This window comes from Thalassospira xiamenensis M-5 = DSM 17429, from assembly GCF_000300235.2.
GTDB lineage: Bacteria > Pseudomonadota > Alphaproteobacteria > Rhodospirillales > Thalassospiraceae > Thalassospira > Thalassospira xiamenensis.
Window position 1 is genome coordinate 3,328,243 of the sequence record NZ_CP004388.1, and the last position, 13,201, is coordinate 3,341,443.

At 54.9% G+C, this 13,201-nt stretch carries 13 protein-coding genes and 2 tRNA genes; 5 read left to right on the forward strand and 10 right to left on the reverse strand.

What is annotated here, in order from left to right; all coding sequences use genetic code 11:
* Nucleotides 1-27 precede the first annotated feature (27 nt).
* From hisD to TH3_RS15490, 5 genes are all read right to left on the reverse strand, one after another.
* Entirely contained in the window at nucleotides 28-1,323 is a 1,296-nt protein-coding gene (gene hisD / locus TH3_RS15470; protein WP_007092063.1) for a histidinol dehydrogenase, read from the reverse strand.
* The gene (gene hisG, locus TH3_RS15475) at nucleotides 1,313-1,972 is read right to left on the reverse strand and encodes an ATP phosphoribosyltransferase (protein ID WP_007092064.1); all 660 of its coding nucleotides are present in this window, start codon (nucleotides 1,970-1,972) and stop codon (nucleotides 1,313-1,315) included. Before hisG ends, hisD begins: the two co-directional genes overlap by 11 nt.
* A gap of 74 nt (nucleotides 1,973-2,046) precedes the next feature.
* Nucleotides 2,047-3,339: a UDP-N-acetylglucosamine 1-carboxyvinyltransferase gene (gene murA / locus TH3_RS15480; protein ID WP_007092065.1), complete on the reverse strand. Its 1,293-nt coding sequence runs from the start codon at nucleotides 3,337-3,339 to the stop codon at nucleotides 2,047-2,049.
* A gap of 82 nt (nucleotides 3,340-3,421) precedes the next feature.
* Nucleotides 3,422-3,976 (reverse strand): dCTP deaminase, encoded by a 555-nt coding sequence (dcd, locus tag TH3_RS15485; protein WP_007092066.1) that lies wholly within the window; start codon nucleotides 3,974-3,976, stop codon nucleotides 3,422-3,424.
* A gap of 142 nt (nucleotides 3,977-4,118) precedes the next feature.
* Complete coding sequence (locus tag TH3_RS15490) at nucleotides 4,119-4,301, reverse strand: hypothetical protein (RefSeq protein WP_007092067.1); 183 nt, start codon at nucleotides 4,299-4,301, stop codon at nucleotides 4,119-4,121.
* Nucleotides 4,302-4,478: 177 nt separating this feature from the next.
* Between TH3_RS15490 and TH3_RS15495 the strand changes: the two genes are divergently transcribed.
* Nucleotides 4,479-4,553, forward strand: a tRNA-Thr gene (locus TH3_RS15495).
* 28 nt (nucleotides 4,554-4,581) lie between these two features.
* Nucleotides 4,582-4,656 (forward strand) — tRNA-Thr (locus TH3_RS15500).
* A gap of 110 nt (nucleotides 4,657-4,766) precedes the next feature.
* On the opposite strand, the gene TH3_RS15505 is transcribed toward TH3_RS15500, so the two are convergent.
* Nucleotides 4,767-5,798, reverse strand: coding sequence for an NAD-dependent epimerase (locus TH3_RS15505; protein ID WP_007092068.1), 1,032 nt, complete (start codon nucleotides 5,796-5,798; stop codon nucleotides 4,767-4,769).
* 212 nt (nucleotides 5,799-6,010) lie between these two features.
* On the opposite strand from TH3_RS15505, the gene TH3_RS15510 reads away from it, so the two are divergent.
* The 3 genes from TH3_RS15510 to TH3_RS15520 all read left to right on the forward strand — a co-directional run bounded on the left by TH3_RS15510 (nucleotide 6,011) and on the right by TH3_RS15520 (nucleotide 9,155).
* Entirely contained in the window at nucleotides 6,011-6,742 is a 732-nt protein-coding gene (locus TH3_RS15510) for a putative metalloprotease CJM1_0395 family protein (RefSeq protein ID WP_007092069.1), read from the forward strand.
* Nucleotides 6,743-7,028: 286 nt separating this feature from the next.
* Nucleotides 7,029-7,682, forward strand: a complete 654-nt coding sequence (locus TH3_RS15515; RefSeq protein ID WP_007092070.1) for a response regulator — start codon at nucleotides 7,029-7,031, stop codon at nucleotides 7,680-7,682.
* A 104-nt stretch (nucleotides 7,683-7,786) separates the two neighbouring features.
* Nucleotides 7,787-9,155 (forward strand): IS1182 family transposase gene (locus TH3_RS15520; RefSeq protein ID WP_040059618.1). Its coding sequence is split into 2 segments (ribosomal slippage): nucleotides 7,787-8,575 and nucleotides 8,577-9,155, totalling 1,368 coding nucleotides; the frame shifts between segments, so codons are not numbered across the junction.
* A gap of 117 nt (nucleotides 9,156-9,272) precedes the next feature.
* Here the strand turns inward: TH3_RS15520 and TH3_RS15525 are convergent.
* From TH3_RS15525 to TH3_RS15540, 4 genes are all read right to left on the reverse strand, one after another.
* A complete protein-coding gene (locus tag TH3_RS15525; RefSeq protein ID WP_139328265.1) occupies nucleotides 9,273-11,231 on the reverse strand; it encodes a response regulator in 1,959 nt (652 codons plus the stop codon).
* A gap of 76 nt (nucleotides 11,232-11,307) precedes the next feature.
* Nucleotides 11,308-12,306, reverse strand: coding sequence for an acrylyl-CoA reductase (NADPH) (gene acuI, locus TH3_RS15530; RefSeq protein ID WP_007092423.1), 999 nt, complete (start codon nucleotides 12,304-12,306; stop codon nucleotides 11,308-11,310).
* Between the two features lie 83 nt (nucleotides 12,307-12,389).
* Nucleotides 12,390-12,761 carry a YkvA family protein gene (locus tag TH3_RS15535; protein ID WP_007092422.1) on the reverse strand — a complete coding sequence of 124 codons (372 nt, stop codon included), beginning with the start codon at nucleotides 12,759-12,761 and terminating at the stop codon, nucleotides 12,390-12,392.
* Between the two features lie 56 nt (nucleotides 12,762-12,817).
* Nucleotides 12,818-13,093 carry a hypothetical protein gene (locus tag TH3_RS15540; protein ID WP_007092421.1) on the reverse strand — a complete coding sequence of 92 codons (276 nt, stop codon included), beginning with the start codon at nucleotides 13,091-13,093 and terminating at the stop codon, nucleotides 12,818-12,820.
* Between the last annotated feature and the right edge of the window lie 108 nt (nucleotides 13,094-13,201).

Here is a 13,201-nt window from a genome sequence, read left to right on the forward strand (position 1 = left end):
GATCCCTCGGCGCTGCACTGCAACAGCTTACATGCGGTTGGACCGGATCGCCACAGAAAGTCCGTGTGCCTGCAAACCTTCGCTTTCGGCCAGTGCAATCGCCGCCGGGCCGATTTTGGCCAGACTTTCAGGCGTGCATTTGATCAATGACGACCGCTTGATGAAATCAAGCACACCCAGACCCGACGAGAAACGCGCCGAACGGGCGGTTGGCAGAACGTGGTTTGGCCCGGCAACATAATCGCCAATCGCCTCGGGCGTGTAACGGCCAAGGAAAATGGCACCGGCATGATGAATGTCTTCGGCAAGTGCGTCCGGGTCATCCACAGCCAGTTCAAGATGTTCCGGTGCGATCCGATCAACCAAGGCCGGAGCCTGCGTCAGATTTTCCACCAAGACAATTGCACCAAAGTCGCGCCAGCTTGCCCCGGCGATTTCGGCACGCGGCAGTTTTTCAAGATGCGCGTCAATGGCGTCCTGAACACGATCGGCAAAAGCCGCATCATCGGTAATCAGGATCGACTGTGCGACCGGATCATGTTCGGCCTGCGACAGCAGATCAGCCGCGACCCAGCTTGGATCGTTGGAACCATCGGCAACAACAAGGATTTCCGACGGACCGGCGATCATGTCAATCCCGACCTGCCCGAAAACGCGGCGCTTGGCAGCGGCGACAAAGGCATTGCCCGGACCAACGATCTTGTCGACCGGCTTGATGGTTTGCGTCCCATAGGCCAATGCTGCAATCGCCTGTGCCCCGCCAATCCGGTAAATTTCGTCAACACCGGCAATCCATGCGGCGGCCAGAACCAGCGGGTTCATCTTGTTATCAGGGGTAGGTACGACCATCACCAGACGTTCGACACCGGCAACCTTGGCCGGAATGGCGTTCATCAGCACCGAAGACGGATAGGATGCCAGCCCACCGGGCACATAAAGCCCGGCAGCCGATACCGGACGCCAGCGCCAACCGAGTTCGACCCCGGTTGCATCGGTATAACGTTCGTCAGACGGCATTTGCCGATCATGGTAGGAACGAATGCGTTCAGCGGCCAGTTTCAGCGCCTGCAGAAGGTCGGCATCGATTGCGGCAATCGCAGCATCGACTTCGTCCTTTGTCACAACCATGCCGCTGGCATCGATATTCAGGCGATCAAACTTGTTGGTGTAATCACACACCGCTTCGTCTCCGCGTGCGCGGACATCGGCAATGATATCGGCAACTGCGGCATCAACATCGGCATCAGATTCCCGCTTCATGCCAAGCAGTTTGACAAAGCCTTCTTCGAAATCGGCATCGGTGATCGAAAGTTTAATCGGCATTGCGCACCTCGGAGAAACGGTCAATCCAGGGCTGAACATCAGTCGGACGGGTTTTAAGTGCGGCCCGGTTGACGATCAGGCGCGAGGTGACATCGGCAATATGTTCGATTTCGCGAAGCCCGTTGGCCTTTAACGTATTACCGGTCGACACAAGGTCAACGATACGACGGCACAGGCCAAGGGTTGGTGCCAGTTCCATCGCCCCGTTCAGCTTGATGCATTCGGCCTGCACACCGCGCGCGGCAAAATGATTGCGGGTGACGTTGGGGTATTTGGTGGCAACACGGACATGCGACCAGCGCGACGGATCATCGCCATCAATCATTTCTTCGGGCTCGGCCACGGCAAGGCGGCAATGCCCGATATCGAGATCAAGCGGGGCATAGATTTCGGAATAATCGAATTCCATCAGGACATCATTGCCGCAGACACCGATATGCGCCGCACCAAAGGCAACAAATGTTGCAACGTCGAAGCTGCGCACACGGATGATATCGATATGCGGATGATTGGTGGCGAAACGCAGGGCCCGGGATTTCGGATCGTCAAATGCGGCTTCCGGTTCGATCCCGGCTGCGCGCACCAGCGGCATTACCTCGTCTAGAATGCGCCCCTTTGGCAGGGCCAGCACCAGCTTTTCGTCACTCATCAATCAGTCGCCTTACGCGTTTATCTGTCTGTCCCGGCCTGCTGGCCGATAGCCCATGTCATTATGCAGGGTAATTATGCAGGAACACGGACACGTTCGATCTGCGCCCCGCAGGCGCCAAGTTTTTCTTCCAGCCGCTCATAACCGCGGTCCAGATGATAGACACGGTTAATAATCGTCTCGCCCTCGGCTGCCAAGCCTGCAAGTACCATGGATACCGATGCACGCAGATCGGTCGCCATGACTTCGGCCCCCGACAGTTTGGCACTGCCGCGCACAATCGCGGACCGGCCATGCACGTTGACATCAGCGCCCATGCGGCTCAGTTCCGGGACATGCATGAAACGGTTTTCAAAAATCGTTTCGGTGATCATGGATGCGCCATTGGCCACCGCCATAAGCGCCATGAACTGTGCCTGCATGTCGGTCGGGAAGCCGGGATAGGGTTCGGTCATGACGTCAACGCCCTTAAGGGCGGCGCGATTGCCGCGCACGATCATGCCGTCTTTGGTTTCCTCGATCTCGACACCGGCCTTGCGCATCGACACGATCAGGCTTTCGATCAGTTCGGCCTTTGTTCCGACCAGCTCGATCTCGCCCCCGGTAATGGCGGCGGCAATGGCATAGGTACCGGTTTCAATGCGGTCCGGCACGACGGAATGTTCCGCACCATGCAGGCGCGGCTTGCCGGTGACCTTGAGCGTATCGGTGCCGATACCTTCGATCTCCGCCCCCATCGCGACAAGGCAATGGGCCAGATCGGTGACTTCGGGTTCACGCGCGGCATTGGCGATTGTGACCACACCATCGGCAAGGGACGCCGCCATCAGGGCGTTTTCGGTCGCACCAACCGATACCTGCGGGAACAGGATATGCCCGCCCTTGAGCCCTTCGGGGGCGCGGGCTTCGATATAGCCCTCGGTCAGGTGGATTTCAGCACCCATGGCTTCAAGCGCCTTCAGATGCAGGTCAACCGGACGGTTGCCAATCGCACAGCCACCGGGCAGCGACACACGTGCCACACCACACCGCGCCACCAGCGGCCCCAGCACCAGAACCGATGCCCGCATTTTGCGGACCAGATCATAGGGTGCGGTCGTCGATGCGATTTCCCTGGCGGTCATTTCCAGAACCCGACCGGTATGGCCGCCATTGGGCGCATGGCCGTTCAGATGCAACGCGACACCATGCTGCCCCAACAGGTTGGCCATCGATGTGATATCGGCCAGATGCGGCAGGTTGGAAAGGGTCAGCGTCTCATCGGTCAGAAGGGCTGCTGCCATTAGCGGAAGGGCCGCATTCTTGGCACCGCCAATTGCAATTTTGCCCTGCAAGCGGCGACCGCCGGAAATCTTGATCTTGTCCATTCAATCCTCGTATGACCATGCCGATTGCGACATGGCGGTTACTCGTGTCTTTGGCGATGCCGCCTTTATGCCATTGCCTTTATCACAGGCGTGGCAGCGTGACACCTTTTTGGCCCATATATTTTCCTGCGCGATCCGCATAGGAGGTATCGCATTCGCTGTCGGCTTTCAGGAAAATGAACTGGCAGGCCCCTTCATTGGCGTAAATGCGGGCCGGAAGCGGCGTGGTATTGGAAAATTCAAGGGTGACGTGCCCTTCCCATTCCGGTTCCAGCGGCGTGACATTGACGATGATGCCGCACCGCGCATAGGTCGACTTGCCAAGGCAGATCACCAGCGTGTCGCGCGGGATACGGAAATATTCGACCGTGCGCGCCAGGGCGAAACTGTTGGGCGGGATCACGCAGACATCAGTCTGGCGATTGACGAACCCTGCGTCGGAAAATTCCTTGGGATCGACAATGGCCGAGTCGACATTGGTAAAAATCTTGAATTCGTCGGCAACCCGGGCATCATAGCCATAGGAACTGACCCCGTAGGAAATGACACCATCGCGTTTGAAACCGTCGACAAACGGTTCGATCATGCCTTTTTCCTGCGCCATCTGGCGTATCCAGTGATCCGGTCTTACCGACATATCGCCACCCCTGTTGTACAAATTGGCATTGTGCCATTGGTTTTACCCGTGCGGGGCATGCAAGATCAACCGGACGATGCGGGCAACCGGGCCAAATTGGCATTTTTCTTGAAATGGGGCTCCGAAACCGGTGGGAAGCGGACTAATCCTTGTCCGAACCGTCCGAACCGCTGCCCTGTTCGTCCGCCTTGGTATTCTGATCCACCGTCTTGCGCGAACGCTGCTGCTGCTTTCGGCGCGCCAGATTGGCACGCAGGGCTTCGGCTTCGCGTTTTTTGCGCTCTTCATTGGTCGCGGGATATTGCTTGCTTTGCTGTGCTGTCATCTTGCCAATACGTTTCTGGTTCCAAAGGTCCGGCTTTTATAGAATATTCCGAAGCAGAATGCAGCCTTGACCAACAAAATTGCACCATCCGCGCAAGATCAAAAATCTTCGCATAATTCGGGCTTGACCAATTGCCAGCCAGTGGCCTATAACCCGCCCGCACCGCAAGGGCTCGATGCTGCTGTAGCTCAGGGGTAGAGCACTCCCTTGGTAAGGGAGAGGCCGGGAGTTCAAATCTCCCCAGCAGCACCATTGCCCGACGATCAGCCTTTTTTTAAGGGCTGCTGTAGCTCAGGGGTAGAGCACTCCCTTGGTAAGGGAGAGGCCGGGAGTTCAAATCTCCCCAGCAGCACCATTTTCCAGATATTTTAGGAAACCACGCAAAAGCATAACGCTGTAAGCGCAGTATGCATGACTTGTGGTATAGAACAGGCGCAATCACGCCTGCCCCTAACAAACCAAGCCTTACCCGTAAAAGGCTTTGTACCATTCAACAAAGCGGCCAATCCCCGTTTCAATCGAGGTTTCCGGCTTGAAGCCGACGGCATCGGTCAGGGCATCGACATCGGCATAGGTCGCCGGAACGTCACCCGCCTGCATCGGCAGCATGTTTTTATCAGCCGTTTTGCCCAGTGCCTTTTCGAGCGTTTCGATCATGTGCATCAGTTCTACCGGGCTGTTGTTGCCGATATTGAACACGCGATACGGCGCCGAACTGGTTGCCGGGTCCGGTTTGGCCGGGTTCCAGTCGGGATTAGGGGCAGCAACGGTTGAAATGCAGCGATGAACACCTTCGACGATATCGTCGATATAGGTGAAGTCGCGGCGCATTTTTCCTTCGTTAAAGACGTCAATCGGTCGTCCTTCCAGAATGGCCTTGGTAAACAGGAACAACGCCATATCAGGCCGCCCCCAAGGACCATAAACCGTAAAGAAACGAAGGCCCGTGGTTGGCAAGCGGTAAAGGTGGCTGTAGGTATGCGCCATCAGTTCGTTGGCTTTTTTCGATGCGGCATAAAGACTGATCGGGTGATCGACATTGTGATGCACCGAAAACGGCATTTCGGTATTCATGCCGTAAACCGAACTGCTTGAGGCATAGACCAGATGCTTCACACCATTATGACGGCAACCTTCAAGGATATTGGTAAATCCAACGAGGTTGGCATCAATATAGGCATGCGGATTTTCGAGCGAGTAACGCACCCCGGCCTGGGCCGCGAGGTTGACGACATAGGTTGGCTTCTCGGTTGCGAACAGGTCAGCAATGCCGTCGCGATCTTCAAGGTTCATGCGGACAAATTTGAAACCGTCCCGCCCTTCAAGCCGTGCAAGCCGGGCTTCTTTCAGCGTGACGTCATAATAATCGTTGACGTTATCAAGCCCGATTACGGTGCTGCCCTGATCCAGCAGTTTCTGGCAAAGATGCGATCCGATAAAACCGGCAGCCCCGGTAACCAGAACCGTTTCATTTGCGGGAATGACAAAGTCGGACATCACGATCAGTTTTCCTGTCTTGAAAGGCTATTGCCCAAGAATTGGGGGCATCCAAAATCAAGCCTTTCCTGTAACAGCCTATACTTTGGCACGCAAGACAGCATGCTTCATGCAAGGCACCAAAGGTATAGACACCGGGCGAGACTCCTGCGAATTTTCCTGCTATCCTTACGTATCGATTTTGTATCGCCACGGAAAACCATTTCGATCCGATGATTACGACCGGTCAAACCATAACGAACCCCGCTAGCGGTGGATTGGGCATTGTCCTGAATGTCAGGGAAGTTGCACAAACCGCTGATGGCAGGGTTTTGGCCGAATACGAAGCGCTCGAAGTTAAACTTGGCAATAAATCCGGACTGTCAAATGGTGCTTATGGTTTTGGCGATGCCTCAGCAGCCGGGGTTCGAACGCGTATCGTAGACCCAAGGACACTTACCGAAGCACAAGCCGTTGCCAGTGGCGTCAGTCGCGGCGAGTATCGCGAAGCCCGCGAGGCCAGCGAAGACAATGCCGAAAGCAATAATGCCGGCCCTAAAAACCCGGCGAATATGAGTGATGCGGAGAAGGCCGCAGTTGCGAAGCTGCAAGCTAGAGATTCGGCTGTAAAACAGGAAGAAAAGGCCCACGCAGCGGCGGCTGGCATGTATGCTTCTGCCCCGCAATATGAATATCAGATAGGGCCGGATGGAAAGGCATACGCCGTTGGCGGACATGTCGATATCGGTGTTAGCCTTGTCGGGAGCAAGGAAAACAGAGAACGCGCCCTGGCAACCATTCAGAATGCAGCGCTTGCACCGAACGCACCATCGGGCGCCGATATGGCAGCCTTCCGAGACGCAAGTTTGCAACGCGCAGCACTTGGCAGTGATGCATCAGAAGTGATGTCGAACGATCAGCAACCGAAAAACGACGCGAACGACATTTTTTCGATTTACGCATGATTTTCTCTAGCCATATAACTTGAGATTCAATGAACTTTACTATGCAATACGCGACAATATCTTTATCACATTACACAGAATACTATCCTCATGGATAATTCCACCCCCTGAAATCCATCCTGCAGTTTGACAGGACATCAGAATTATTTAATGCTGCGCTCGCGTCCGGGGGGACGCGAAATTTGGAAGATGACAACTTTGCGTGTTTCCGTATGTTTGGGTGCGGGACGCGATACCGGTACCGCCTTTTGCGGGAGACGGCTAAAAACGGGTACGGCACAATAACATGAACATCCTGCTAGCGGACGACCATGACCTCGTTAGAGACGGGATCACATCCTTTCTGAAAACGGCGGCGCCAGAAGTCGAAATTGCCCAGGCAAAAGACTTTGCCGAAGCACTTTCCATCGTCGATGGCGATACGCCGGTCGAACTGACGATCCTAGATCTCAACATGCCAGGCATGAACGGGCTTTCGGGCCTGACCGTAATGCGGCAGAAACATCCGGAAATTCCGGTCGTCATTTTGTCGGGATCGGTCAAACGCAGCGATGTGCTCAATGCACTTGAACATGGTGCGTCGGGCTATTTGCCCAAAACGTTGTCTGGCAAGTCGCTGATCAATGCGCTCCGCCTGATCATGTCAGGGGAAAAATACATTCCGTCGGCACTTCTGGAAGATGATGGCAGCAACACCCGTCCGGGTGAAATTGATCTGGATGGGCTTGCTCCTGATAATCCCCTGCGTCAACTGACCAATCGGGAACGTGAAGTTCTGGCCCTGCTGACCAAAGGTCTGTCCAACAAGGAAATCGCCAAACAGCTTACGGTCCGCGAAATCACGGTGAAGGTTCACCTGACCGGCATTTTCAAAAAGCTTGGTGCCGCGAACCGTACACAGGCGGTTAAAATAGCCATGCAGCTTGGCTGGGAAGCCTGATTTTCCCGCATCAAACCAAAGCTTTCAAAACCCGGCCCCTTGGCCGGGTTTCAGACTGCTGACAAAGTCCTCGCCATTGGCGGGGATTTTTGATTCAATGGGGAATGCTTAAGAAACCCAGCCCACATCAAACCGAACTTGAGATGGTGACACTCGACAGTTTGGTCCCCAGCGATCATTTGCTTCGTAAGATCGATGCCGTGATCGATTTCAGTTTTATCCATGCGCGCGTGGCCGATTTGTACTGCGCGAACAATGGCCGTCCCGCCCTTGATCCGGTGATGATGTTTAAGGCGCTGTTCATTGGCTATCTGTTTGGCGTGCGCTCGGAGCGCCAGCTTGTGCGCGAGATTGAGGTCAATGTCGCCTATCGCTGGTTTTTGCAACTCAAGCTGACCGACAAGGTCTTTGATGCCTCGACCCTGTCGCAGAACCGGCGGCGTCGATATCATGATGCCAGTGTTGCGCAGGATATTTTTGACGAGATCGTCGAGCAGGCGATCAGGCACGGGCTGGTGGATGGTAAGGTTCTCTATACCGACAGCACGCATTTGAAGGCCGATGCCAACAAGAACAAATGGGACCGCGAAGTGGTTGCCAAATCGCGCGCGGCCTATTGGGATGATCTGGATCTGGCGATTGAGGAAGACCGGGCGGCTCATGCGAAAAAGCCGCTCAAAGCCAAGGAACGCCAGCCGGTTGAGAAAGAAACCAAGATCAGCCGAACCGATCCCGACAGCGGATATATGGTGCGCGACGGCAAGCCCAAGGGCTTTTTCTATCTCGATCACCGCACGGTCGATGGCAAGCTTGGGATCATTACCGACAGTTACGCCACCCCGGCCAATCTGCATGACAGCATTCCCTATCTCGACCGTCTTGACCGACAAAGGGCAGCGTTTTGACCTTGATGTTATCGCCGTCGGACTGGATGCGGGCTATGCGACCGCCGCGATTGCCAAAGGCCTTGAAGATCGTGACATCCTTGGCGTGACGGGCTATCGCCGCCCGAACCTTCGGGAAGGCTACATCCCCAAACGCAAATACGTTTATGACCCTGAACGTGATGCTTATCGCTGCCCCGAAGGTCAGCTTCTGTCTTATGCGACAACCGACCGAAATGGATACCGCCATTATCACAGCGACCCGGAAAAATGCCGCACCTGTCCTGTGCTGGCTTCCTGTACCGCCAATGCCCACCACCGAAAAACTGTCACGCGCCATGTCTGGCAAGACGCCAGAGACCGGGCTGACGCCTATCGTCTGACAGAGTGGGGCAAGCGGGTTTACAAGCGCCGAAAAGAGACGGTCGAACGCTCTTTTGCAGATGCCAAACAGCTTCACGGTCATCGATATGCAAGGTTCCGGGGACTGATCAATGTCAAATGCCAATGTCTGCTGGCCGCCGCCGCCCAAAACATCAAGAAAATAGCCCTGGCTTTGGGCCCCAAGGGGCCAATCGCTGAGGGATAATCCCCTCGGCACACTCAAGCCAGCTTTCAAACACCTCTAAAAGAAAAACCCCGCCAAAATATGACGGGGTTTGTCAGCGGTCTGAAACCCGGCCCCTTGGCCGGGTTTTTTTGTATTTCAACCCGCAACGACTTCGGAAATTTCATCAAGCGTTGCCAGAAGCTCTTTTAAATCAAGCGGCTTTGCCATCACCATGACCGGCGCATCATCCCCATCCTCTGTCGGTCTGTCGGCATCCCCCGGATGACCGGTCATAACGATCACCGGCAAAGCGGGATTGCGTGAACGCAGTTCCCGAACCAGACTATTGCCATCCATCTGTGGCATCCGGATATCGGTGATCAGAATGTCGGGCTGCACAACACCGGCCAGTGCAAGCGCATCTTCGCCGTCGCTTGCCGCCGAAACCGAGAATCCCTGCGCTTCGAGATAGGCTGCGATGATCTCCATCGCATCAATTTCATCATCGACAACCATGATCCGCAAATCGCGCGACCTTGCCTCCGGAACTTTTTCCTGCTGAGGCAATAACGGGGCATCATCAGACGGATCATTTTCATCCCCCTGCGTTTCGCCGATATGCGTCGCAGGCAGAACAATCTCGAAACAGGCACCGTCTCCTTCATTGCGAACATCAATATGCCCGCCCATTCCCTCGACGATGCCATAGCTTACCGAAAGGCCAAGCCCCGTTCCCTTTCCGACATCCTTGGTCGTAAAGAACGGATGGAAAATAAGGCCAATGGCGTCCTCGGGGATGCCGCCGCCATTGTCATTAATCGCAATTCGAAGCACTTCCTGATCGGGATCAAGCATGGCTGTTAATCGAATGAGCCCGCCAATCCCGCCGGTATCATCGCCGTTTTCCGTGATTGCATCACGCGCATTGGTCAACATATTGACCAGAACCTGTTCAAGCTGGACCTGTCGCCCAAGCACCTGGCAACTTTGTGCCGATGGAACGACATCCACCACGATCCCCGCCAAACGGCAATCATGCTCGATCATGTCCACTGCACGGGTGACCGCCCGCATCGGGTCGAAAAGCTCGAAATCATCCTCGTCCGGCCGACTGTATATCTGCAAATGTCGAATAATTTCGGCCATGCGCTGGGTTTGCCCGCTGATCAGGGACAGTCGCTCTCTCTGAAACGAGGGTTGAACCTTTTCAAGTTCATATTGAAGCGCGCAGGTATCAGCCGCCATCCGAATGACATTAAGCGGCTGGTTCATTTCATGGGCGACGGATGCGGCCATCTCGCCAAGGGTCGCCAGCTTGGAGGTCTGAACCAGTTGCCGTTCGATTTTGCGCTTTTCCGTAACATCCTCGGCCAGCATCAGCATGGCTGGCGCGCCTTCGTGGGTGAAGGCGATGGCGGATACTTCAAGCTCGACATTCTCGCCGTCGCCCCGTCGGCAGATGATGACAAAATCCGCCCGCCCCGTATAACCGCCAGCGTAACGGGCAATATATTCGCTCATGATTTCGCGGCTGTCGGGATGGACCATCTCCATGAAGCTGCGCCCGACCAGTTCGGAACTGTCGTTCCCATGCAGAATGGCAACGCCCTGCTGGTTGATATAGGTAATTTCCTCACCGCTCAGCACCGAAATCAGTTCCGGTGCCAGTTCCACCAGCTTGCGATACCGTTCTTCGCTTTCCTTCAAAGCCTGCTCGGCACGCGACCGTTCAATCGCATAACGGATGGATCGGCGAATGGTCCTGCCGTCGGGGAATTCTTTGGTCAGGTAATCTTCTGCGCCGTGCTGAAGGGCTTCAAAGGCAAGTTCTTCGTCCTTGTGCCCGGTCAGGACAACAACCGGTGCGCTATGCGCGCAGCCGCGAATTCGGCGGATGGTCTCAACCCCCGATGAATCGGGCAGCGTCAAATCCAGCAGAACAACATCAAACTGTCCATCCGGTGACGGATCATTCAGCAGGGCCATGGCCGAAGCAAGATCGGACCGATGTTCGATACCGAATTGCTCACCGGTTTCCTCCAGCAATGTTTTTACAAGAAACGCATCGCCGGGATTATCTTCGACCAGAAGGATGCGAAACCGGTTTTCGGTCATATGGCACGGCCCATTCATTTCAGAATTTCAGGATTGGCAGCTCGGATCAGACTGATTCTGCATATATTTGCCTCTGCTAGCAATCCTGCACATCAATCAGCAAACGCCCCCGAACCTGCCCTTTGAGGATTTTTTCACTCCACGGCAGGATATCACGAAGTCCAACCTTTGTTGTCACAGCATCCAGTTGATCCATTGGCAATTCCTGTGTCAGACGTTTCCAGGCTGTGACGCGCTTTTCATAGGGGCACATCACGGAATCAATTCCGATCAACCGGACCCCGCGCAGCAAAAACGGAAGAACCGTTGCAGGTAAATCCGGCCCGCCAGCCAACCCGCAAGCAGCAACCACGCCATGATACTTCATTTCCGATAAGACATGCGCCAATGTCGTGCTGCCGACACTGTCAACAGCCCCCAGCCAACGCTCGCTCAGCAAGGGCTTGCTTGCCTCGCTTAACTCTGATCGATCCAGAATTGAATGCGCACCAAGGCTTCGAAGATAGTCATGCGTGTCAGCACGCCCGGTCGAGGCGGCAACACGATAACCAAGATTGGAAAGAAGACCTACCGCGACCGACCCAACACCGCCCGCCGCCCCGGTAACAAGGACTTCGCCATCCTGATCGGGTGATACGCCCTGCTCTTCAAGGGCCATCACGGCAAGCATGGATGTAAAGCCCGCGGTACCGATGGCCATGGCGTGCGCACCATCAAGCCCATCTGGCATTGGCACCAGCCAATCGGCTTTGACGCGGGCATACTGGGCATATCCGCCCCAATGGGCTTCCCCAACCCGCCATCCGGTCAGGATGACCTGATCGCCGGGCGCATAACGCGGATCATCCGATGAAATCACTTCGCCGGCAAAATCGACACCGGGCACATGCGGGTATTGCCGGACAAGACGGCCAAGCCCGTTCAGGATCATGCCGTCCTTGTAATTCAGGGTCGACCATCGTACCCGAACCAGCACATCTCCGTCTGGCAGATCATCAAGTGTCAGATTTTGAAAATCGGCCTGAACTGATTTTTCCTGCTGGCGCAGAACCAAGCCACGAAATGTATCTGCCATGGTCGTATCCCCGTTTCATGATGGAATTGCATCCAAGCTTAAAAGGGCGGGGCAAAGACTGTCAAAGGCGCAAAAGTCGTGCCTTAACCAGCAGACGAAGTTTTCAGGAAGCTATCATCGGGCCCTGTGAGCATAACAATGCCAGTCAGAACCAGGATCAAAATCAGAAGATACAACCATTTACGAGACTTTGCCGGCGTCTCAAGATTGTCGGATGCCATATCCGATTTTATGGATGGCGGCAGGCTTTTATATGAAAGCCATCCCAACAGGGGCACGATAACAAGATCATCAATCCAGCCAATACCGGCAATGACATCGGGCAACAGGTCAATCGGGCTAACGAGATAGATAATCCCGGCCAGCAACAGGATCTTGCTTCGCAGTGGCACATCCGGTCGAAACAGGCTGCGCAACAAATTGGGAATAATCGCCCAGACAGTCGGTTTGGCCATTGGATACTCCAGACATTAACCCTGCATTACCAACGCGTCAGGTCGACTTGGCGATATCAGCGACGCGCCGTATCCAGAGGAAGGCTTACCTGCATATATGCGCCACCTATTGAACTGGCCTTTTCCAGATCAAATGCACCGCACAGACTGCCACAAGATGCGTTATCGGCATTCCCATAACGGATGGCATACATTTCAAACCCGGATTTGTAGGCAGGAACCGGCACAAGATTGAGCTGGGTTCTCTGATCCCCCACAGCCACCTGAAGCCACGCCATGGAAACGGCAAACAGCAACACCACGATCATTGTCAGATGCTCGGTACGGATCATCTTTCTGGTCCGGAACAGTTGAAACAAAATTCACATGATAAGCAAATGCATTAGCATGCGAATTGTTCCCGATTGATCGCAAACAGGATTGTCCGGACCTTAAAATTT

Excerpts from the sequence above, each read along its gene's own strand:
- murA (WP_007092065.1), bottom strand. The coding sequence starts at position 3,339 with ATGGACAAGATCAAGATTTCCGGCGGTCGCCGCTTGCAGGGCAAAATT.
- TH3_RS15505 (WP_007092068.1), bottom strand. The coding sequence starts at position 5,798 with ATGTCCGACTTTGTCATTCCCGCAAATGAAACGGTTCTGGTTACCGGG.
- TH3_RS15515 (WP_007092070.1), top strand. The coding sequence starts at position 7,029 with ATGAACATCCTGCTAGCGGACGACCATGACCTCGTTAGAGACGGGATC.
- hisD (WP_007092063.1), bottom strand. The coding sequence starts at position 1,323 with ATGCCGATTAAACTTTCGATCACCGATGCCGATTTCGAAGAAGGCTTT.
- TH3_RS15535 (WP_007092422.1), bottom strand. The coding sequence starts at position 12,761 with ATGGCCAAACCGACTGTCTGGGCGATTATTCCCAATTTGTTGCGCAGC.
- TH3_RS15525 (WP_139328265.1), bottom strand. The coding sequence starts at position 11,231 with ATGACCGAAAACCGGTTTCGCATCCTTCTGGTCGAAGATAATCCCGGC.
- acuI (WP_007092423.1), bottom strand. The coding sequence starts at position 12,306 with ATGGCAGATACATTTCGTGGCTTGGTTCTGCGCCAGCAGGAAAAATCA.
- dcd (WP_007092066.1), bottom strand. The coding sequence starts at position 3,976 with ATGTCGGTAAGACCGGATCACTGGATACGCCAGATGGCGCAGGAAAAA.
- TH3_RS15540 (WP_007092421.1), bottom strand. The coding sequence starts at position 13,093 with ATGATCCGTACCGAGCATCTGACAATGATCGTGGTGTTGCTGTTTGCC.
- TH3_RS15510 (WP_007092069.1), top strand. The coding sequence starts at position 6,011 with ATGATTACGACCGGTCAAACCATAACGAACCCCGCTAGCGGTGGATTG.
- hisG (WP_007092064.1), bottom strand. The coding sequence starts at position 1,972 with ATGAGTGACGAAAAGCTGGTGCTGGCCCTGCCAAAGGGGCGCATTCTA.
- TH3_RS15490 (WP_007092067.1), bottom strand. The coding sequence starts at position 4,301 with ATGACAGCACAGCAAAGCAAGCAATATCCCGCGACCAATGAAGAGCGC.